Here is a 20,156-nt window from a genome sequence, read left to right as displayed (position 1 = left end):
TGCCATTAAATATCGAAACCTACAAAAGGACTTCTTCACCCGTTGGTGAGAAGTCCTTTCTCATTTTAATCATGATCACTACCTACTGGTGGATCCAACCTCAAATCATCCAGAAGATCCTCCAGCTCTTGATCCAGAATCCTAATATCCAAATCATAGGGAAGAAACGGCTCCTCTTTCAATCTCAACAGCTTCTCCAGATAAACCTCACTATCCTTCACTAATAATCCTAGATCAATCCCTAGCGTATCAGCAGGATAAGGTGCCAGCTTGTCTAACCCCGCACTAAACAGTTTAATGGAACCGCTAGGATTTCCGTTCAAATGATGATAAAGGCCTACTGCAATTTGCAGCAGACCTTGATATAGCGGATTTCGGCCTTCTTCCAGCCAAAGCTCCTCCATCACTTCATGACATTCGAAATAATCCCGCTGATCATTAAAATAGTACAGAAAAGCGACATACAATCGGTCATATTCGCTCATGGGTTAGCTATTATCTCCTTTTTTGGCTCGCGAGATGGCAGCCTCGATATCGGCAGATAAATCACTTAGTCCTTCTTCGGTTTCCCAAATCTCATTGAACCGCAATTGGAACTGAGCAGCTTCTCGTACGCGATGGTAGAAATACAGCTCTTGAATATTATTCAGCACACGATTGATTAAATTAGAATTATCTTCAAACATCCTTTGGGAGGCAACAATTTCTCCTCGGATACTCGACATTTCTTGATCCAACTGATAGGCAGCTTCTGCAGCTTTACTTAAACGTGCCCGAACCTCAACTGGCAATTGCTCTTTATATTTATAATTCAAAGAATGCTCAATCGTCGCCCAGAAATTCATGGCTAAAGTTCTGATTTGCACCTCTGCCAAAATTTTCTTCATACCAAGTGCGGTTTGCACGGGATACTCAATAATAATATGAAAACTGCGATATCCGCTTGGCTTTTTATTCGTAATATAATCCTTCTCATAGACAACACTCATATCTTGTCTGCTGCGGATAAGCTCAGCTAGACTTTCCGTATCTTCTACGAATTGGCACATAATACGAATGCCCGCAATATCTTCAATTCCTGATTCTAGCTGGTCCATCGGCACACTCAAACGCTTCGCTTTCTCCAGCACACTTGAAATTTTCTTAACGCGTCCCGTTACAAATTCGATCGGTGCGTACTCTTCACGACTTTTGAGTTCGCCACGTAATGTTTTGAACTTTACTTTCAATTCCTCTACCGCTTGTTCATAGGGCAGTAGAAATTTCTTCCAGTCTCGTCCATCCATCCATGTATCCTCCATTCTGAATGAAGTTAGTGCGAATCTACGCCTATTGCCTGGGAAATATGTGTGAAACCATCTTTCTTTAACAGTTCTTGAAGCCCTTTATTTATACGCCCAAGTAGACCTGGTCCCTCATAAATTAATGCGGTGTATACTTCAATAAGACTTGCTCCAGCTCGGATTTTGTCATACGCATCTTGCGCAGTGAAAATCCCACCAGCCCCAATTATCGGGAGCTTACCATCTGTTAATTGATACACACGTCGAATAACATCTGTTGAGCGCTTCGTTAATGGCAATCCACTTAAACCGCCCGCTTGCTCGCGATTAGCATGTCGTAATCCTTCTCTGCTTAGCGTGGTATTCGTTGCGATGATCCCAGATACGCCACTTTCCTTAATGATCTGTACAGTTAGCACAAGCTCATCATCCGTTAGATCTGGCGCTATTTTGACAAGTACCGGTTTCGCCGCGCCACCATGCTTCTTATGCTGCACTTGCATTTCATCCCGCACCGTAGACAACAAGCGTTTCAAATCATCGCCATGTTGTAAATTACGCAAATCAGGTGTGTTTGGTGAGCTTATGTTAACAACAAAGAAATCTCCATATGTATATAACGCTCCAATGCAAGCACGATAATCCTCTTCGGCCTGCTCGTTTGGCGTTGATTTATTTTTCCCTATGTTTACGGCTACTGGTATCACACGTTTCCCCGTTTTCTCTAGGTTGTGTGCCATCTCAGCTGTACCAACATTGTTGAAACCCATCCGGTTAATGAGTGCTCTATCTTCTGGAAGACGGAACAAACGAGGCTGCTCATTTCCAGGTTGTGGTTTGGGTGTAATCGTACCAACTTCCATAAATCCAAAACCCAATTGTGAAAATCCTTTGACCGCTTTTGCATTTTTATCTAGCCCTGCAGCAAGGCCGACTGGGTTACCGAAGTGTAATCCCCATAGGTCCTGTGTTAGTTGTGGTGATTCCGGGACCCCATACATGGATTTAAGCAACTGCTTGCCCCCTGGTAAATTTCCAACAACACTAAGACCGTCAATCGTTAAATGATGCGCTTTTTCCGGATCCATTCGGAACAAAACAGGTTTGGCTAATTTCTTATACAGCATGTCCTATGCACTCCGTTCTCTCTAAGTACTCTAACAGTCAGTTTAGCTGACAATGTAGAAATATGCAATCCACTTAAGACCTTAAACCTTGTATTCACACAAAAAATCCCTGCTCCACAAAGGTTGCAAGGGAATGCTCTAACATATTTATTTCCACCTAAACCTCTGTACGTTGCAGCAAGCGCTCCAAATGCATCGTTAAGTATCCAGTCTCATCGTCAGGCACTTCTAATTGAAGTGAATCACTTAACATTAACGATAAAACCTTTGCCTTCACGTATGTGTCGCCGTATTCTTCTTTAATTTTGGAAAGGAGTGAGTTTTGAAGAGTTTTCTTTGATTTAACCCGTTCAATGACACCTTTTAAATGGGAGATAAAACGAAGTGTGGAGAACGAATCATCGAAATTAAAGCCAAGTTCCTTTGCAGATTCGATCGTTTGAGAGACCACTCTGACAACCGCAAGAGAATCAGATGCTTGCTCTTTCTTACGCGCACTGTTGAAATGCATCGTCAAGAAAGCAACCTCATCCTCAGGTAGTTTCACATCTAGATGTTCATTCAAGAATTCAACAGCTTTCTTAGCAACCTTATATTCCTCAGGGTACATGTATCCAATTTCATAGGCAAATGGATTCGTTATGAAAATTCCACGCTTCTGCCGCTCCACCGCAAAGTTAATATGATCTACGAGTGATGCATGGATCGTTTCAGAGAAATCGCCTTCCAGCATGCTTTGTGCGTAAGCAATCACCTCTTCGGTGATCCCGATGATTTTCACATCGACGGCATTTAGAATTTGTTCATAGTTTTTCAGTACTTCTGATGTATGTAAAAGGAACTCTTGTGTAATTTCACCTTCACCAATCATCATACCTGGTGTTTTCTTAAATCCAATCCCCTTACCAAATGCAATGGAATTTTTCCCTGAGCTTAAATGCGCCATCACCACGTTATGGGATAGAACATGTATGATCGTCCGATCAATCATAAGACACCTCCGCGTTCTTAGGCTTGTCCTGATTATTTCTCATTTTGTACCTAGCAAAGGTTTAATGCTTTCACGAATTTGTTCTGATTCTGTCCCAAAAACAACGTGAACGTTGCCTTTTCCTAACCGAATGACACCGATGGCACCTAATTCCTTAAGCTCGTTGTCTTTTACAAGCACCTCTTCTTTAACGAGAAGGCGCAGTCGTGTAATACAAGCATCAATGGAGATAATGTTAGAAGCTCCGCCAATATGATTGAGAATACGTGTTGGGCGATCTAGCAGAGACGGTTTCTCATCAGCGGCTTCTACCTCATCATATTGCTGGGCGTCATCCTTACTTGTAACTTTCATCGGAAAGAAATGGAGATAAGCTCGAAAGGTTATAAAATATAAAATGAAGTACACGGCTCCAATGAGTAATATCCAATATGGATTCGTCGCCAAGTGCCAGTTCAACACGAAATCAATAAAGCCTGCAGAGAAACCAAAACCCATTTTCACTTGAAGCATATTCATAATGAGCATTGAGAAACCTGTAAGAACTGCATGAATCACATAAAGACCAGGGGCTACGAACATAAACGCAAATTCGATTGGCTCTGTAATGCCTGTTAGGAAACTTGTCAGTGCAGCAGTTAACATGACAGGAGCTACAAATTTCCTTGTAGATGAAGAAGCGCTTCTCACAACAGCAAGCGCGGCTGCTGGTAAGCCAAACATAATAACGGGATAAAAACCTGTCATAAACATGCCTGCTGTAGGATCCCCTGCGAAAAAGCGTGAAATATCCCCATGTACCATTTTGCCTGCTGGTGTAACGAAATCCCCTATTTGAAACCAAGCGATATTATTAATGACATGATGCAGACCTGTAGGAATGAGTAAGCGATTCATGATGCCGTAAATGAAAACCCCAATATTTCCGTTATCTACAATCCATAATCCTATTTCACTTATCCCTCGCTGTACGGGAGGCCAGATGAGCCCAACTGCTACACCCAGGAAAACCATAACTAGGGATGTCACGAGTGGAACAAACCGTTTTCCGCCGAAGAATCCAAGCGACTTTGGCAATTGAATATGACTAAATCGATTGAAGAATGTAGCAGAAAGCATCCCCACCATCATCCCACCGAGCACGCCAGTATCCAGTGGCTCAGAGCTGCCTGAAACCATTTGAAAATGCTTAAGTACGTTATCAAAGACCAAATACCCTACCGCAGCCGCTAAAGCAGCAATGCCCTCTCCAGACGTTAATCCAATCGCAATTCCAATTGCGAAAATAAGAGGCAAATTATCAAAAATTGCGCTTCCACCTAGCTCGAAAATTTGAGCCACATGCACTAGGAAAGGATTATTAAAAGACATTTTACCAATTCGAAGAAGAATGGATGCTGCCGGCAGCACCGCAATAGGGATCATCAGCGATCTCCCCATCTTCTGAAATGCATACATTACACTCATCAGATTCACCTATAGCCCACAAGTTTGGCCGTTCCTTGTTTGCTTTTACCTATCCCCATTATAGTAGAAAGAACACCCCCCCGAAAGGATAAATTCCTCTAGGTTAAGGTGTTTTTTCTATGCATTGCCATATACCGTTATTTTACAGCTCCTGCCGTAATCCCACTTGCAATCTGGCGTTGATATATCATATATACGATCAAAGTCGGTAATGTAGTGATCAGCAATCCGGCAAATAATGGACCCCATTCTACACGATATTGCATCTCAGCTTGCATAACAGCCAAACCAATTGGAAGCGTGTACTTAGTAGGCTCGTTCGTAAGAACAACGCCTAGGAAGTATTCATTCCAGTTATTCAGCATGTTCGTAATCATCACCGTAATCAGACCTGGCTGTGACAATGGTAACATAACCCGGAAGAACGTACCATAGTGAGAAGTTCCATCAATAATCGCAGCTTCTTCAATTTCTTTGGGCAGCGATTTGTAGAACCCAACAAGCAAGAAAATCCCGAATGGCAAGTTGAGTGCCGCGTAGACAAGGATCAGCCCCAGCCAAGTATTAATAAGGTGCAAATCATTCAACAAGAAGAACAACGGGATCAATGCAAGTGCGAACGGAATCATCATGGAAGAGATATAGATCGTAAGAAGAAGTTTGTTCCCTTTAAAATCGTATCTCGCCAGAATATATGCCGTCATCGCTGCAAGGATCATCCCAAGTAGCGTACTTCCTACTGTCACCACAATGGAGTTCAAGAAGTATGTACTGAAGTTGTATTTACTCCATACATACGAGAAGTTCGACCAAAGTAATGGGAATTTAGGCAATGCCCATGGGGCATTTAAGAAAAATTGTTCATTATTTTTGAGCGCATCAAGCAATGTCCACACCAGTGGATAGAGCACGGCTACACTCCATATGATCAGAATGATCCAAACTAACATTTTCGCTAATGGATTCTTGATAGCCATACGATGGTTCCCTCCCTCAGTATCTTTGTCTATGATGACTTTAGTGCATTTCGATGGTTTCTTGGCGCATGATACGTTGCAAGATCAGTGTTGTGATAAGTGACACGATCAGAATCATGACTCCAATGGCTGCTCCATAACCGAAATGATACTGTTGAAAAGCCATCCGATACAGATAAGAACCCATAACTTGCGTCGTATTATCGGGCTGCCCGCCATTGGTCATGAGCTGAACAATAACGAAAGATCCGTTGAGTGTAGTAATAACGATGTTAACGATGGAAACCTTAATCTGCTCCCAGATGAGCGGCATGGTGATATGGCGGAATTGCGCCCCTTGACCAGCTCCGTCTATATTAGCTGCCTCATAATAGGAAGCAGGAATATTCACGATTGCAGCAATCATTAGGATCATGTAGAAGCCGATACCTGCCCAAATTGTTGGGGGTAGAAGCATCCAGATCGTGTGCTGAGGAAATCCTAGCCAAGTAATATCAACTTTTTTCTCAGTAAAGAGAGACAAGAAAGCATTCAAGAAACCGATTTGCGGATTGTAAATGAAATTCCAAAGTACGCCGATGACAACGACTGAAATGACATTCGGGATAAAGAAGATGGCTCGAAAGAAACCGGAACCCTTCAGGTTAAATCTTGTTAACGCTACGGCGAAGAAAGTCGCCAGAATCATAATCCCAATTACTTTACCAACCACTAGGAAATAGTCATTTCCAATAGCTCTAAGTACAATCGGATCTTTGAAAAGCTCAACAAAGTTATCAAAACCAATAAACTCACTATTTTCAGACATTCCTGACCAATCATAGAAAGACTTCTGTAAAGCCTGTATAACGGGATAAATCGTAAATACGCAGAAGAATAGAAAAGTCGGAATGATGAATGAAGCGATGAATAAATTCCGTTTCAGCTTTTTCGCGTTGGTCTTCATTCTATCGTCACCGTCCTATCATTAAAATGGCGGAGAACGCCTTAGGCAACTATGCCTTTGAAAGTTCTCCGCACTGCTTCATTCAGTTCCTATTTCTTTTGTTTGGCAACAACGTCAGATACACGAGTTACCCATTGTTCAGGTGTAATTGTTCCGATTGTCAAAGCAACAGTTGCATCTTGCATAGCTTTGTCTACGTCAGCAGCAAAGGAAACAGTTGGTACTACGACAGTATCAGGGGATGACAAGAATTTCGCAGCATCCTTAACGAAGTTAGGAGCTTTGGAAGAAGAAATGTCACCTTTAACGTTGGAAGGAGCACCACTTAGCTCAGCCCATTGGGAAGCTTGTGTTTTAGAGAATACGAATTGCATAAATGCTTTTGCAGCATCTTTGTTTTTAGCTTTTTTCGCGATACCGAAAGTAGCTGTGGACGTGTTAGCTACAACTTTTCCACCTTTATCTTGTGTGATGGACGGAATGAATCCAAAGTCAAAACCGCCTGGAACGTCTTTCGCCATTTCGTTTGGTAACCATAGACCGTTCGGAATGAACGCGTCTTTATGTTGTAGGAACAAGGATTGGGAATCCGTGTGGTTGATTTGTACGGATGCTTTGTCGATGTAGCCTTTATCACGCATTTGAACGATTTTGTTTAGACCTTTGATGATGGCAGGATTTTTCCAAGCCTCAAGATTGTTTGTGGACATATCTTGCAGCAATTTGTAGTCATTGTTGTTCGCAGATACGATCGCTGGAAGCAATACGCCACCGTTGATGTAGTACGGATATTTACCAGTGTGGATGAATGGATTGATGCCAGCACCTTTAATTTTCTCACTTACAGCCAAGAACTCTTCGAAGTCTTTCGGCTCAGCCCAACCTTTGTCTTTGAAAAGAGCTTTATCATAGAAAATACCCCATGAGCTCATTACGAAAGGAATGTTGTACGTTTTACCGTCAAATTGTTGTGGCTTTTGTGCAAGCAAATCGATGATTTTCTCGCCATCCACGTTTTTAGCGTCTTTGATCCAGTCCGTCAAATCTTCCAGTTGTCCGTCTGTAACCATTTGGCGGTCGAACAACTCAGGTCCATCAATGTATACGAAATCAGGTGGGTTACCAGCGATCCAACGGGGTTTCATTTGCTCGTTGATTTTTGGTCCCGCACTTTCTTTAATTTTCAAATCAGGGTTTTTCGCTTGGAAATCAGCAATAACTTTTTTCCACCATTTGTCGCCGTATCCGCCAACAAAGTATTGGATTTCAAAATCACCAGTAAGTTTAGTTGAAGCTGCTGCAGTAGGAGCTGCGGAAGCTGCCGCTGTTGGAGCCACAGATGCTGCTGGTTTTGTTGTTTCTACCGGCGTGGATTTACCGCAACCTGCAGCTACGAGTGCCATTGACGTTGCCAAACCAATTGTTGACCATTTTTTCATGTTCATGTGATCATCTTCTCCCTTTTTTAATTCATCTAATTATTTATTGGTGAAGCGTGTACCCGATAGTTAAAATTTCGTCTTAGTTTGCACGATCAACCCCTTTCATGATTCATAATTGGCAAAATAAAAAGGGCATAGTTATAGAAGAAGACTTACATTTCTTCTAATAACTAATGCCCTTGCGGTAACATGTTATTAAAACTGACATATTCAATTGTTTTAGGTGTTCTGTGTGATTAAATCTTACAATAAAATGACATGAACGTCAATACACTTTTTTTTAAAAGAATTCATTCATTTTTAATTGTTCATTGAAAGCGCATTCTTATGATATGATAGAATCATCTCGTTTAATCCTAATGGAAAAGGTGATTCTTATGGCCAAACGCAAACCAGTAACCGCATCGCGCAGACAGAAAAACGAAGTTAATATGAAAGCGATTTACTGGACAGGATCGATTTTCTTAGTTGTTATAGTACTGATGACTTTACTGCTCATTTTGAACAAATGATTTCATTAAAGTGATTGAAAACTTCACATTTTGAATTGTAATCGCTTTCTGAATGATTGTCAAGAAGAAAACTTGCAGCAACTACATACTAAAATTTATTGCGTGTTAACCCAAAAAGGAGAGGCAAGTTTCAAACTTGCACCTCCTTTTATCAATCCAACCATTTATATACTTTACCTGGATTATTATCCTTCGTCTCCAAAGGCAAACTGATCGCTTGCTGAGGTATTCCACCACCAGCGCCTATTCCTTCACCAGCTTCAGAAAGAGGTAACATCCCCTTCCCAATCGTCACTTTTGTTTGCCCAGGAACCATGTTATACAGTTCTTCCACATCCTGCTGCAGCATACGAATACACCCATGAGACTCATCCTTGCCTATGCTCGTTGGTTTATTCGTCCCATGTATGGCATAAAGCGTATTAGACAACGTCATCCCGCGGCTCCCGAACTCGCCATTCGATCGCCCATTCGGGTTTCTTACTTTTTCACTAATTATAAACTCACCTTGCGGCGTCTTCACTCCACCAAGACCTACGGGATAACGCCTCAGGATGAAATCCCCACTCACAACCGCCAGTTGATGCTGTTCGGTATCAATGATAATCTTCAATGGCTCTGCAAACGGCTCTGACGAGGCAACAGGCTGCGAACTACTCGCTGCCAATGCCTTCTCATTCGATTGCGGAGAGTGTTCTCCCGTAGCACCCCCTCCTGTTAGAACGGGTGCCTGAGTTGCTTTCACACTCGCGAGCTCAGCCACTTTTTGTAGGGCAACAGGAAAAGACTCCTTCATTTGCGGTGTAAGTCCTGGCAGTAGATTATCTGGATACGGCTTCGTTAATTGTTGTGGCTTATCTGGTAAACCACCCGACTTATTTTGATAGGCCTTAATCGCACTTTGCAAAATAATGGCTTCTTCACGATCATGCATCCAAGCCTGAATGACGGGCACTAGCTTTGAGCTGTCTACTACCTGGCAAGAGCAAATTTGTGCCTGATAATACTTTAACACCGCTTGATTTCCACCCGTTGCTGTATGTTCCACGCTAAGCAAGGGACTAACGGATCGATACCACTCTTTCCAATGTCCATCTTTACTAGAGGGCGCATCCATAATCACGGATTCTCCCGTTCCTCTAACAGAGGGTTGTAAAATCTGTTGCAGCTTCTTCCCCCAATCCCCATCAGAAAAATACAACTTTAATCCCTGATTATCCACCTGAATGTCAGCAAATGTTGCAACCGCGCTACCCGCCTGAGTTTGCTCTGTTACATCAACAACACGCTCCATCCCATCCGATTTAGCTAGATCCATCCCCGCCGGCAGCGCAAGTAAAACGAACATGACAAGATATGGCATCCATTTCCGCCTACCACGTGATTGGGCTTGACGATCTCCAGCTGCTGCTTCTTCTTTGATTAGCTTCGTTGCCGTCAAATTGGGAGGTAACGGCTCTTCCAACACTATTTTTTGCTGTTCGAAAGCTTCATATATTTCTCCAGCCTGCGCAAAGCAGTATGCCGCTTTACCAGCTTTCCCTTGAGCCGTATACTCCCTGCCTAGTAAATACCATGCCATTTTATGATCCGGATGCTCTTTGACATATTTCTTGAGATATTGCGTATCTTCGATCGGATTATGTTGGAAGAATTTCGTCAATTGATCGTTTCGATTATTCGACTTCAAGCTTTCATGCCTCCAGTCCACTTTCCACTATTCTCCGTTTTTATCGGCAATCGAGGCACAAAGCTGAAGTCCAAATGAGAAAAAGGCTTGGTCAGGGAATCTCCCTTTCCAAACCTTTTCTAACTACAAGTCTATTTCACAAATGTTTTCACACGTAAAATGGCCGTTTGGACCGCTGGTTGCCACTGCACATCCAATCCAATCTGTTCAGCAAAGAAGCGAATTGGCACATAAGTACGATCTTGCTTCACATAAGGAGCAACATCTGTATCTATTTTCAAATCTGGCAAACCAGTTTGCTTACGAGTGATCCCCGTTTCGCCAATGGTTAACTCAACCGTCAACTCACCTTTGGAGAGCTGCACAATTGATTTTCCAGCCCGTTCAGCATAAGTCACCTTATACCCAAACGTTTCACTAATCGCACGAACTGGCACCATGGTACGCCCATCTTGAATTTCAGGTTGAGCATCAAAGGAAATGAGCTTGTTACCACTAACTACCTTCACTTGTCCATCATTCGAAACCGTCTCTGGCAATTGATAGGGTGTAATCTTACGAATTTTGTTATTGGATGCATCCGCTACAACCACATTACCTTGTGTTGTTACCAGTACATCGGAAGGATTATAGAACGCTGCGGATTGCTCAACGCCGTCCGCTTCCCCCGTTTGAGGCGTACCAGTTACCGTAGTAACTTGTCCATTCAACAGATATCGAACCGAATGATTCAAGCTATCCGAGATGAGAAGCCCACCCTCCGAGGTCACAGACAGACCCTTCGGGAAGTCAAACTTCGCTTTCAAAGCTTCACCATCTGCATAATCACCAGCTGCATATAACTCATTCTTCCCATAGATCGTCGAAGCACCCACTGTTGGCGTAGATCCAGCGACTGTCGAGACATTTCCTGATGCAAAATCAATATATCGGATACGCTGATTCCCTGTATCACTAACGTAAAGGTTCCCTTTACCATCTAGTGCAAGTCCAGAAGGTTCATTGAATGTCGCCGTAGAAAGGCTTCCGTCGTGATATTCTCCCGCGAAGGATGCTTCACCTGGACGAACTTGAATAACTCGTGTGACAGGCGCAGAGAGCGTCGTAACGCGACCATCTGCTGCGATTTTACGAATGGTATGATTAAGTGAGTCCGCCACATAGACGGTGCCGTCAGCACTAATAGCAATATCACTCGGGTGATTGAAAGTAGCTTCCGAACCCTTACCGTCTTTATTTCCTGGCACGCCATTCCCTGCTACTGTGGAGACAATTCCATTAACGTCTATTTTACGAATGGCATGATTGCCGGCATCTGCCACGTAGACATTACCTTTAGCATCAAGCGCTAGTCCTGTCGGCTCATTAAAGAAAGCTTCTGAAGCTTTCCCGTCAAGAAGACCTCCAGTTGGAAAGCCTTGTGCATTTTTCAGAACGGCAAGAGCAGGGCCTGCAAATGTGGTCACTTGACCATCTTTCACTTTACGAATTACATGGTTGCGTGTATCCGCGATAAGTAAGCTGCCATCTGCAAGCTGCAGCACGCTGCTAGGGGCACGAAATGCCGCCTGCAACGCATCACCATCACGATTTTCAAAATCGCCGATTCCTGTAAGGGTCGATATATCCGATAGAATCTGACCTTCGCTAGATTTCAACGCATCAGTACTTAAACCAGCTGCCCAAGCCGATGAGCCGCCAAGCAAAGTAGCAACGATTATACTTGAAACAAATATCTGTTGTAATGGTTTCATGGGGATCTCCTTTTTATCTAGCGATCTTTACTATTGCGGAATGATAGATCCTTCGATGTTCACAGGTGCAATCGTCAGGTTATCTAGATTCAATTTCTCAATAATTTGACCATTTTTCTTAACGATCACAATTTTACCAACACGGATTTGATCAGCAAAAAGACTTGTCATCGGAATACTTACCAACGATGTTTTCTGAATTGCGGATACACTAGGACCGTCCCCGAATTTGGTTACAGCATATACCAGCTCTTTCCCTGATTCCGATGTATATTCTCGAATATAGTCCGCACTCGTCGTATCATTTGCTTTGAAGAAAATATCTTTGTTCATTAGTGTGCCTGGTAGATTAAAAGTATGTGTACCGTAAAGCAAATGAACCTCTACAGCATAAATATCTTTAATTGCAGTAAAGTCGATGTTCAAGTAATAAAAATTCGATGGAACCGTAGCTGCACCTACATTCGGCCCATCCGTAGCGGGTTGTCCTTCAGGATTAAAGGCCACAGTACTCAAGGTAATTGCCGCTGGAGTTGGTTGCGGGTCAGGATCTGATGGATTTGATGGGCCTGATGGTTCCGATGGTACCGACGGCTTTGCAGGCTCTTCCTCAGGTTTTTTCCCGTTAGCAATTTCCTCTTTTGCGGTATCGAACGCCTTTTTCTCTTGCTCTGTTAAAGTAGCCTTCAATTTCGCTTCCGCCTCAGCTTTCGCCTTCGCTTCAGCAGCTAACTTTTCTTCAGCAAGCTTTTTCTTTTCATCCTCTAGCTTCTTCAAAGCATCAGCAAGCTTTTGCTTAGCAGCCGCTTCCGCTTTTTCCTTTTCAAGCTTACTTTTCAACTTTGCTTCTTCAAGCTTCTTCAACTCTTCTTGCTTCTTTTTCTCTAGTTCCGGATCCACACCTGCCGTTTTATCCAACGGCTTAACTTTAGATAAATCCAACTTTTTGTCCGTTGAATCGATTTTTTTATTGACCTCAGCAATAATCGCGTCTACCGTTTTTTGATCTAGCTTCTTGTCAGCAATAGCTTGTTTAGCTACGTTACCGATTAGATTCTCTAAGTTTTGTTTCACTTTATCGAGATCAGACTGATTTTTAATACTCAAAGTATTTTTATCACTCGTAAACGTTCCATCTGCAATTTCCTTTTGCTTTTTCGCAATAAACTCATCGTTTTCTTTATCTATTTCTGCTTTGTTGAGGATTAATTCTTTAATAATTTCTGGTGAAGCATTTTTAATAAAATCCTCTAAATCGAAGAATTCCACTTTTAAATCCAGATCATTCGTTTCCTCTCTTGAATCCAAGGAAATTTCTTGAGTTGGGTTCACGTATGTAATCGTTGTAGTTTGTGTCTCATCCGAATTGGACGTTACCGTCGAAGCGGATACTCTTCCTGATCCAACAGCCATTTTGGTTTTACCAGAAACAGGATCAACGGAAACGTAGAATTGCGTTCCGCGTACCCCCATTACCGCCGTTGGTGTTTCAACTTCAAATTCATCATCTGCGCCGGCCAATGATTTAACTTTCACCCACATGGAACCCGCCCAAACTTTCAGCTTGGACTTCTTATTTCCATTCGCAGAGTTGAGGTCAGATACATTGAGCTCCGCATTGTCACCTAATGTAACATCAGCGTCTCCACTTGCTAAGTTAAGTGTTACCGAGGAGCTATCCCCTGTATAAACGGTATCGCCTTGGTTTAAGCTCATGCTCTCATATGCATCATACGTTTTGGAGCCGCCGCCTTTTTTAATCGTGACGTCTCCAGACAACGCTGAAATAATGGCAACCCGGACTGTTTTCGCATCCACGGGTCTTACCAACAGCACAGAAACTAAACTAAAAACTAAGCTAAAACTTAATAAGACTGATATAAATGATTTCTTGGTCATTCCCACTCCGCATGCCTCCCAGCAATTCTATTTCAAATGTCCGATAACTTCATAAACAGCAACCGGTTTTTCTTTCCCTTTTACTTTAATTTCACCAATGGATTCGATCTCAAAAAGACCTTTGACACGCTCATACGTCTGTTCACTAATTAAAATCTGCCCTGGCTTCGCATTAGATTCTAGTCGTGCTGATAAGTTAACCGTGTCTCCAATGGCCGTATAGTCCAACCTCAGATCTTCAGATCCGATGTTACCAACAACCGCAGGACCACTATTAATACCTAATCCGAATTTCACACCGATACCATAATTCTTAATCAATTTCTGCTCGAGAATATCGGCTTGAGACTTCATCTCAATCGCAGCACGTACGGCCATTTCAGGATGATTCTCATATTCAATCGGTGCACCAAACATCGCCATAACGCCATCACCAATGAATTTATCTAACGTACCATTGAACTTAAAGATTGCTTTCGTACAGACATCTAAATATTCATTTAACACTTGAATAACCTGCTCAGGCTCTAGTCGTTCCGACATCGGTGTAAATCCGCGAATATCCACGAATATCAATGAAATATCCTTACGGCTTCCGCCAAGCTTCACATCTTCACCTGACTGCAGAAGCTCATCCACAACGGTTTTTGAAACGAATCGACCGAAGATACCAGTAACCCGATTCCGTTCTTTTCGTTCTTCTAAATAATGGCTAACTAATGACCAAACATAGATCGTTACTAGTGCAAATTGAGGATACACCAATGGTAAGAACATAGAACCAATACTATAGAATCCTAACCATACAAGACCATATACCACGAAGATGCCTATGAAAATAAATAGTGCGGTCTTCCCGTTGAACTTTTCAAATAGAAATATAGCCAACAATGAAATAAGTAGAATAATCGCGATACCAGCCGATTTCGAAGCATCTTTAAAGAAAACACTTTCTAATAGGGTTTGAATCATATTGGCATGAATTTCAATCCCGAACATCTTGACCGAGGAGATCGGTGTTGGGTATTCATCCTGCATGGCCGTAACAAAAGGACCCACGAGCACAATACTGCCCTTCAGCGGCAGTGCTTTTGTACTATTAAGTACATCAACAAAGGATAGCAACTCATAACCTGTCGTCGCATCAACCTTTTGTCTTGGTTGTGTGAAGAACTCTGTTGTTACTTGATTTCTATCGTTCGTTGGTACGACTTCATTTCCACGTTTCCATTCTCCAGTAGCTGAATCACGCTTTACCTTTTCACTTTCATCCAAAACTAAATTCGCAAGAGCGACACTGAATGCTGGTATGTAAGCACCTTTCTCATCAGGCAAACCGACAGGAAGTTTACGAGCTTTGCCATCCTTATCAACAAATACATTGATATGGGCCATTTGATCTCTTTTGGTAGTTAGGGTTGAGGAGGGATAATCAATTCGCTCAGGAACTAGTTCGCCTGCTGACTGTTGTTTGGAGGGATAATTAATTTGAACTGGCAAAATAATATTGGAATACTTCGCTAGCACGTCAGCTAACGCTTTATCGTCTGCTGGATTCTTCGATGGCTCAGCAAGTACAACGTCGATCCCAATAGCAGCTGCACCTGATTGTTCTAATTTCTCTATGACTTGCGCATATGTACTTCGATCCCACGGAAACTTCCCGATGGCAGAAAGGGATTTTTCATCAATTTTAACAATCTTAATTCGATCATCCGGCTGACGCTCATCCACCGACTTAGCACCACGCAAAATATCTTGGAGAGGACCCTCGACAAAATAAAATAAACCGCTGGAGTTCACTGTGTAGAAATATGTCGAAAACACCATTAATAAGAGTCCTACTACTAAAGTCTTAATCCATTTCTTCTTACCCATATAATCCTCCCCGAGTTTACTAGTTTCATTGTAAGATGCTAGCTGCGAATTGGCAATAAATTGTTACAAATTTCACATTTATTCAACAAAAAAAGAGCCCGTTCCTTCTCAGGAAACGAGCTCTTTCGACATTCTGCGGTATTCCCGCAAAACGATTTTGTAATTATGATTAGCTAAAAGGTGAATCGGCAACTTTAATGGAGTCTGTTGGGCAGCCATCTTGAGCATCTTGTAGATCATCATATAGATCATCAGGAATTTCAGTAACCCCTTTGTTTCCATCACCTTCAAAAATCACTTCTGCCAAACCTTCATCATCGTAATCATAGATATCTGGAGCTGTAGCTCCGCAAGCGCCGCAAGCGATGCACGTATCTTTATCAACAAATGTATACTTAGCCATGTTTTCTACTCCTCCTCTAATTATCCTCATTGTAAAATATAATATAAATACGGACAAAGTTCAAACCTTAAAATTGACAATTCATGAAATACTGCTCAATAAAGTCTGCAATTCCACGGATATCATTCAAATTGAAGTGTGGAAGCATGAAATCATCTTCTAGAATTGTTAGGTCTGTCGCAACTGCAATCAGGCTTGCTGCCAATCCTTTAAGCAATTCTTTTTGTTCTATTGTACGATAAACCCCAATCTTTGGATGCTTTTCCCTCTTGAACCCTTCAATAAAAATATAATCAAGATGGGCGTACGCTACTAACTGCTCTTCCAAACTCGGTGTTTCCCTCTTCTCATAAATGTGTACCCCATTCGGAGAAAGTGTAACCACAACGTCGGCACCCATCTCGACAAAGATGGTGGAATCAGCACCTTGCGCTTCCTTATAGTGTCCATGGGCATCATGTTTCATTACAGCAATCTGATGACCGCGATGTTTAATTTCAACAATAAGTTTAGCTATTAGAGTCGTTTTCCCACTATTGGAAAATCCCGCGAAGCCCACACAATGAGCCATGATCCTCACTCTCCTGTATCTGTATGCAGAGGATTATTTCGCAAATGATCCATTTGCAAGGATGTCCCCCTTACTTTGTGATTTCGAATTAAGGAAGATGGGTCATCACTCATCATTCCTGCCGTAAGAATCACACCTTCTCCAAATTTATCACGCAGACCATCCATCACACGATTCAGATTCTCCCTGCGAGGCTGCTTCTCGTAATCAAATAAATCAAGTTGCACGTAGGATTCTTCCTTGGCAATCAGATTCTGCAAGGTGATTCCGAGGAGCCTAACAGGATTGCCGTCTTCCCATTGATGATCATACAATTGACAGGAGGTTCGATAAATATCATCCATATGTTCCGTCGGAGTAGGTAAGGTAAGTGATCTCGTAATCGTCCTCATATCAGGATCTCGGATCGTAATCTGAATTGTCGAAGTCATGAGCTCCTGCTTACGAAGCCTCCTCGCTACTTGATCGGCTAAATTAAGCAGAACACGATGAATTTCGGTACGATCCGTATAATCCCGCGGCAAAGTCGTCGTGTGTCCAATGGACTTACTCTGCTCTTGCTCCGGATTGACAACAGAAGGATCAATCCCGTTGGCCGAGCGCTTCAAGTGCGCACCCATGACTCCAAAGTGCTTGCTTAACAGCGCATCATCCGCAATAGCCAATTGCCCTAACGTTAGGATGCCAAGCCTCGTAAGCTTCTCCGCAGTTTTCTTCCCAATTCCATATAAATACTGGCACGGCTTATCCCAGAAAACGGTCGGCACATCACGAAGCCGCAATACCGTAATCCCATTAGGCTTCTTCATATCAGATCCCATTTTGGCTAGCAGCTTATTCGGCGCGACACCAATCGAACATGGTAATTTCAATTCTTGCAGAATTCTTCCTTGAATACTATTTGCAATGTCTAGTGGCGTACCAAATTGTTTGGAACCAGTGATATCTACAAAACATTCATCAATAGACATAGATTCTACCATCGGTGAATATCCATAGACTATCTGCATAAACCGCCTCGAGAAATTTCGATAGAGATCAAAGTCAGGTTTGATTAAAATGAGATCAGGACATATCTTCAACGCTTGCCTAACTTGCATGCCCGTCTTGATCCCTAGCTTGCGCGCTGCATATGATGAAGTAACGACGATCCCCTTACGCAGCTCTACACTACCAGCAACAGCAAGAGGCTTTCCCTTGTATAAGTCAGGCTCTACAGCTTCATGAACCGAACAATAGAATGCATTCATATCAATATGTAAAATGACTCTGCCTTGCTTGGGATAATGATGCTCTACGGACACCATATTCACTTCCTCCCAGTATGATTGAATCAGATTTCAGAGCCGTCTACTCGAGTGAAACACAACCAACTTGAGATGTCAAAAAAATAATCATTCAAGCTGAAGCCATTTTACGTTATGATGTCTTTAGCTGTACATTTATGTTATAATCGTAAATTATACATTAGCGCTTTAAAGCAAGCGAAACTACTCACATCAATTTCACCGAAGTCACTTTGCTAGCTTTTGAAGGAGGAACCCATGCCAACATCAGTCAAAATCTTCGATACCACCCTACGAGACGGAACCCAAGGAGAAGGTATCTCCCTATCCGTAGAGGATAAAATCAAAATTGCCCGTAAGCTCGATGAGCTCGGGGTTCATTATATTGAAGGCGGATGGCCAGGCAGCAACAGCAAAGATATCGAATTCTTTGAGCGGGCACGTACAATGACTTTCACAAATGCCAAAATTACTGCTTTTGGTAGCACAAGACGGAAAGATTCTCTTGCTGCAGATGACATTAACCTGAATAGACTCGTGGAATCCGGCGCGCAAGTCGCCACGATTTTCGGTAAGTCATGGGACTTTCATGTAACGACAGCTATTCAAACAACGCTAGAAGAGAATTTGAACATGATTTATGACTCCGTTCTCTTTTTGAAAAGCAGTGGCATGGAAGTCATTTATGATGCCGAGCATTTCTTCGATGGTTACAAGAATAATCCAGAATATGCACTGCAAACAATTAAGAAGGCACAAGACGCTGGCGCGGATTGGATTACGCTTTGTGATACAAATGGTGGATCGTTACCTAACGAAATTACGGCTATCGTGACGACAGTTACGCAACATGTCTCCACTCCAGTAGGCATACACGCTCACAATGATTGTGAATTAGGAGTTGCAAACTCTTTAGCTGCCGTACAAGCTGGCGCTAGACAAGTCCAAGGGACTATCAATGGCTACGGAGAGCGTTGTGGAAATGCTAACCTAAGCTCAATTATCCCCAACTTACAATTGAAATTAGGTTATGATGTCATCTCTTCGGATCAATTGAAGTCACTCACATCCGTTTCGAGATACATTAGTGAAATCGCCAACATGCATATGCCTGTTAACCAGCCTTATGTTGGTAACGCAGCATTCGCACACAAAGGCGGCATCCATGTCTCCGCGATCCTCAAGGATGCAAGTACGTATGAGCATACGAAACCTGAGTATGTAGGAAACAAACAACGCGTGCTTGTTTCCGAGCTTGCTGGTCAAAGCAACGTATTGGTCAAGGCTCAGGAGCTTAAATTAGATTTCAACAAAGAACACCAAAAAACCAAAGAGATCATCGAGAAAATTAAAGATATGGAACATCAAGGCTATCAATTCGAAGGCGCAGATGCTACGCTTGAGCTTCTGTTGCGTGAAGCCTTTGAAGGTCTTGAGGAAATTTTCACCTTAGAATCATTCAAGATGCTCGTTGAGAAAACAGCCAATCATTCTGTTGTCTCAGAAGCTATCGTCAAAGTGAAAGTACATGGTGAAACCATCTATACCGCGGCTGAAGGTAATGGTCCTGTCAATGCACTTGATAACGCCTTGCGGAAAGCACTCATTCAATACTATCCGGACATCAAGAATGTTCATCTTTCGGATTATAAAGTACGTGTATTGGATGAGAAAGATGCAACAGCTGGCAAGGTTCGCGTGCTTATGGAATCCACTGACTTTAACACGACATGGAACACACTCGGTGTTTCCAGCAACATTATAGAAGCTAGTTGGTATGCACTTGTTGACAGCTTACGTTATGCCCTCATCAGCAGAAAACGCGTGGAGCCAGCTAACAAAGAGCAACAAGAACGATTAGGTCTAGTCAACCATTGATCTTTATACGAAAAAGCTGCAAGAGCGGAAAGTGCTCTCTTGCAGCTTTTTT

Annotated in this window: 17 protein-coding genes; 2 read left to right on the top strand and 15 right to left on the bottom strand. The window is 42.5% G+C overall.

Annotated features, from left to right (window positions below; translation table 11 throughout):
* Positions 1 to 65: 65 nt before the first annotated feature.
* From ACSQ8O_RS12505 to ACSQ8O_RS12470, 8 genes are all read right to left on the bottom strand, one after another.
* A complete protein-coding gene (locus ACSQ8O_RS12505; RefSeq protein ID WP_436241814.1) occupies positions 66 to 485 on the bottom strand; it encodes a DUF309 domain-containing protein in 420 nt (139 codons plus the stop codon).
* A gap of 3 nt (positions 486 to 488) precedes the next feature.
* A complete protein-coding gene (locus tag ACSQ8O_RS12500) occupies positions 489 to 1,286 on the bottom strand; it encodes a GTP pyrophosphokinase (protein WP_056616229.1) in 798 nt (265 codons plus the stop codon).
* A gap of 26 nt (positions 1,287 to 1,312) precedes the next feature.
* Positions 1,313 to 2,410, bottom strand: a complete 1,098-nt coding sequence (locus ACSQ8O_RS12495) for a quinone-dependent dihydroorotate dehydrogenase (RefSeq protein WP_236285799.1) — start codon at positions 2,408 to 2,410, stop codon at positions 1,313 to 1,315.
* A gap of 157 nt (positions 2,411 to 2,567) precedes the next feature.
* The gene (locus tag ACSQ8O_RS12490; RefSeq protein WP_056616235.1) at positions 2,568 to 3,401 is read right to left on the bottom strand and encodes a PRD domain-containing protein; all 834 of its coding nucleotides are present in this window, start codon (positions 3,399 to 3,401) and stop codon (positions 2,568 to 2,570) included.
* A 39-nt stretch (positions 3,402 to 3,440) separates the two neighbouring features.
* Positions 3,441 to 4,859 carry a PTS transporter subunit EIIC gene (locus tag ACSQ8O_RS12485; RefSeq protein ID WP_436242006.1) on the bottom strand — a complete coding sequence of 473 codons (1,419 nt, stop codon included), beginning with the start codon at positions 4,857 to 4,859 and terminating at the stop codon, positions 3,441 to 3,443.
* 146 nt (positions 4,860 to 5,005) lie between these two features.
* Positions 5,006 to 5,845, bottom strand: a complete 840-nt coding sequence (locus tag ACSQ8O_RS12480; protein WP_056616238.1) for a carbohydrate ABC transporter permease — start codon at positions 5,843 to 5,845, stop codon at positions 5,006 to 5,008.
* 40 nt (positions 5,846 to 5,885) lie between these two features.
* On the bottom strand, positions 5,886 to 6,791 hold the full coding sequence (locus ACSQ8O_RS12475; RefSeq protein ID WP_056616242.1) for a carbohydrate ABC transporter permease: 906 nt from the start codon (positions 6,789 to 6,791) through the stop codon (positions 5,886 to 5,888).
* 89 nt (positions 6,792 to 6,880) lie between these two features.
* Positions 6,881 to 8,236, bottom strand: coding sequence for an ABC transporter substrate-binding protein (locus tag ACSQ8O_RS12470; protein WP_171634044.1), 1,356 nt, complete (start codon positions 8,234 to 8,236; stop codon positions 6,881 to 6,883).
* A 374-nt stretch (positions 8,237 to 8,610) separates the two neighbouring features.
* Here ACSQ8O_RS12470 and ACSQ8O_RS12465 point away from each other — a divergent pair, with 374 nt between their 5' ends.
* A complete protein-coding gene (locus ACSQ8O_RS12465) occupies positions 8,611 to 8,745 on the top strand; it encodes a hypothetical protein (protein WP_268796201.1) in 135 nt (44 codons plus the stop codon).
* A 151-nt stretch (positions 8,746 to 8,896) separates the two neighbouring features.
* Here ACSQ8O_RS12465 and ACSQ8O_RS12460 read toward each other — a convergent pair whose 3' ends face one another.
* The 7 genes from ACSQ8O_RS12460 to ACSQ8O_RS12430 form a co-directional block, all read right to left on the bottom strand.
* Positions 8,897 to 10,327 carry a L,D-transpeptidase gene (locus ACSQ8O_RS12460; protein ID WP_436242005.1) on the bottom strand — a complete coding sequence of 477 codons (1,431 nt, stop codon included), beginning with the start codon at positions 10,325 to 10,327 and terminating at the stop codon, positions 8,897 to 8,899.
* Between the two features lie 239 nt (positions 10,328 to 10,566).
* Positions 10,567 to 12,189, bottom strand: a complete 1,623-nt coding sequence (locus ACSQ8O_RS12455) for a stalk domain-containing protein (protein WP_436241812.1) — start codon at positions 12,187 to 12,189, stop codon at positions 10,567 to 10,569.
* A 30-nt stretch (positions 12,190 to 12,219) separates the two neighbouring features.
* Positions 12,220 to 14,088: a FecR family protein gene (locus ACSQ8O_RS12450; protein WP_436242004.1), complete on the bottom strand. Its 1,869-nt coding sequence runs from the start codon at positions 14,086 to 14,088 to the stop codon at positions 12,220 to 12,222.
* A gap of 27 nt (positions 14,089 to 14,115) precedes the next feature.
* A complete protein-coding gene (locus ACSQ8O_RS12445; protein ID WP_436241811.1) occupies positions 14,116 to 15,966 on the bottom strand; it encodes a CHASE2 domain-containing protein in 1,851 nt (616 codons plus the stop codon).
* A gap of 169 nt (positions 15,967 to 16,135) precedes the next feature.
* On the bottom strand, positions 16,136 to 16,369 hold the full coding sequence (locus tag ACSQ8O_RS12440) for a ferredoxin (protein WP_056616262.1): 234 nt from the start codon (positions 16,367 to 16,369) through the stop codon (positions 16,136 to 16,138).
* A gap of 67 nt (positions 16,370 to 16,436) precedes the next feature.
* Entirely contained in the window at positions 16,437 to 16,940 is a 504-nt protein-coding gene (mobB, locus tag ACSQ8O_RS12435) for a molybdopterin-guanine dinucleotide biosynthesis protein B (RefSeq protein WP_436241810.1), read from the bottom strand.
* A gap of 5 nt (positions 16,941 to 16,945) precedes the next feature.
* On the bottom strand, positions 16,946 to 18,247 hold the full coding sequence (locus ACSQ8O_RS12430; RefSeq protein WP_436241809.1) for a DNA polymerase IV: 1,302 nt from the start codon (positions 18,245 to 18,247) through the stop codon (positions 16,946 to 16,948).
* Positions 18,248 to 18,484: 237 nt separating this feature from the next.
* Here ACSQ8O_RS12430 and cimA point away from each other — a divergent pair, with 237 nt between their 5' ends.
* Complete coding sequence (gene cimA / locus ACSQ8O_RS12425; protein ID WP_436241808.1) at positions 18,485 to 20,104, top strand: citramalate synthase; 1,620 nt, start codon at positions 18,485 to 18,487, stop codon at positions 20,102 to 20,104.
* The last annotated feature ends 52 nt before the right edge of the window (positions 20,105 to 20,156 follow it).

This window comes from Paenibacillus sp. LjRoot56 (assembly GCF_964253335.1).
Classification (GTDB): domain Bacteria; phylum Bacillota; class Bacilli; order Paenibacillales; family NBRC-103111; genus Paenibacillus_E; species Paenibacillus_E allorhizoplanae.
Note: the sequence above shows the minus strand (reverse complement) of the source record. Positions and strands in the feature narration are given on the sequence as shown.

What these genes read in the sequence shown, in the direction of transcription:
- ACSQ8O_RS12505 (WP_436241814.1), bottom strand. Translation starts at nt 485, where the DNA reads ATGAGCGAATATGACCGATTGTATGTCGCTTTTCTGTACTATTTTAAT.
- ACSQ8O_RS12500 (WP_056616229.1), bottom strand. Translation starts at nt 1,286, where the DNA reads ATGGATGGACGAGACTGGAAGAAATTTCTACTGCCCTATGAACAAGCG.
- ACSQ8O_RS12495 (WP_236285799.1), bottom strand. Translation starts at nt 2,410, where the DNA reads ATGCTGTATAAGAAATTAGCCAAACCTGTTTTGTTCCGAATGGATCCG.
- ACSQ8O_RS12490 (WP_056616235.1), bottom strand. Translation starts at nt 3,401, where the DNA reads ATGATTGATCGGACGATCATACATGTTCTATCCCATAACGTGGTGATG.
- ACSQ8O_RS12485 (WP_436242006.1), bottom strand. Translation starts at nt 4,859, where the DNA reads ATGTATGCATTTCAGAAGATGGGGAGATCGCTGATGATCCCTATTGCG.
- ACSQ8O_RS12480 (WP_056616238.1), bottom strand. Translation starts at nt 5,845, where the DNA reads ATGGCTATCAAGAATCCATTAGCGAAAATGTTAGTTTGGATCATTCTG.
- ACSQ8O_RS12475 (WP_056616242.1), bottom strand. Translation starts at nt 6,791, where the DNA reads ATGAAGACCAACGCGAAAAAGCTGAAACGGAATTTATTCATCGCTTCA.
- ACSQ8O_RS12470 (WP_171634044.1), bottom strand. Translation starts at nt 8,236, where the DNA reads ATGAACATGAAAAAATGGTCAACAATTGGTTTGGCAACGTCAATGGCA.
- ACSQ8O_RS12465 (WP_268796201.1), top strand. Translation starts at nt 8,611, where the DNA reads ATGGCCAAACGCAAACCAGTAACCGCATCGCGCAGACAGAAAAACGAA.
- ACSQ8O_RS12460 (WP_436242005.1), bottom strand. Translation starts at nt 10,327, where the DNA reads ATGGCATGGTATTTACTAGGCAGGGAGTATACGGCTCAAGGGAAAGCT.
- ACSQ8O_RS12455 (WP_436241812.1), bottom strand. Translation starts at nt 12,189, where the DNA reads ATGAAACCATTACAACAGATATTTGTTTCAAGTATAATCGTTGCTACT.
- ACSQ8O_RS12450 (WP_436242004.1), bottom strand. Translation starts at nt 14,088, where the DNA reads ATGACCAAGAAATCATTTATATCAGTCTTATTAAGTTTTAGCTTAGTT.
- ACSQ8O_RS12445 (WP_436241811.1), bottom strand. Translation starts at nt 15,966, where the DNA reads ATGGGTAAGAAGAAATGGATTAAGACTTTAGTAGTAGGACTCTTATTA.
- ACSQ8O_RS12440 (WP_056616262.1), bottom strand. Translation starts at nt 16,369, where the DNA reads ATGGCTAAGTATACATTTGTTGATAAAGATACGTGCATCGCTTGCGGC.
- mobB (WP_436241810.1), bottom strand. Translation starts at nt 16,940, where the DNA reads ATGGCTCATTGTGTGGGCTTCGCGGGATTTTCCAATAGTGGGAAAACG.
- ACSQ8O_RS12430 (WP_436241809.1), bottom strand. Translation starts at nt 18,247, where the DNA reads ATGGTGTCCGTAGAGCATCATTATCCCAAGCAAGGCAGAGTCATTTTA.
- cimA (WP_436241808.1), top strand. Translation starts at nt 18,485, where the DNA reads ATGCCAACATCAGTCAAAATCTTCGATACCACCCTACGAGACGGAACC.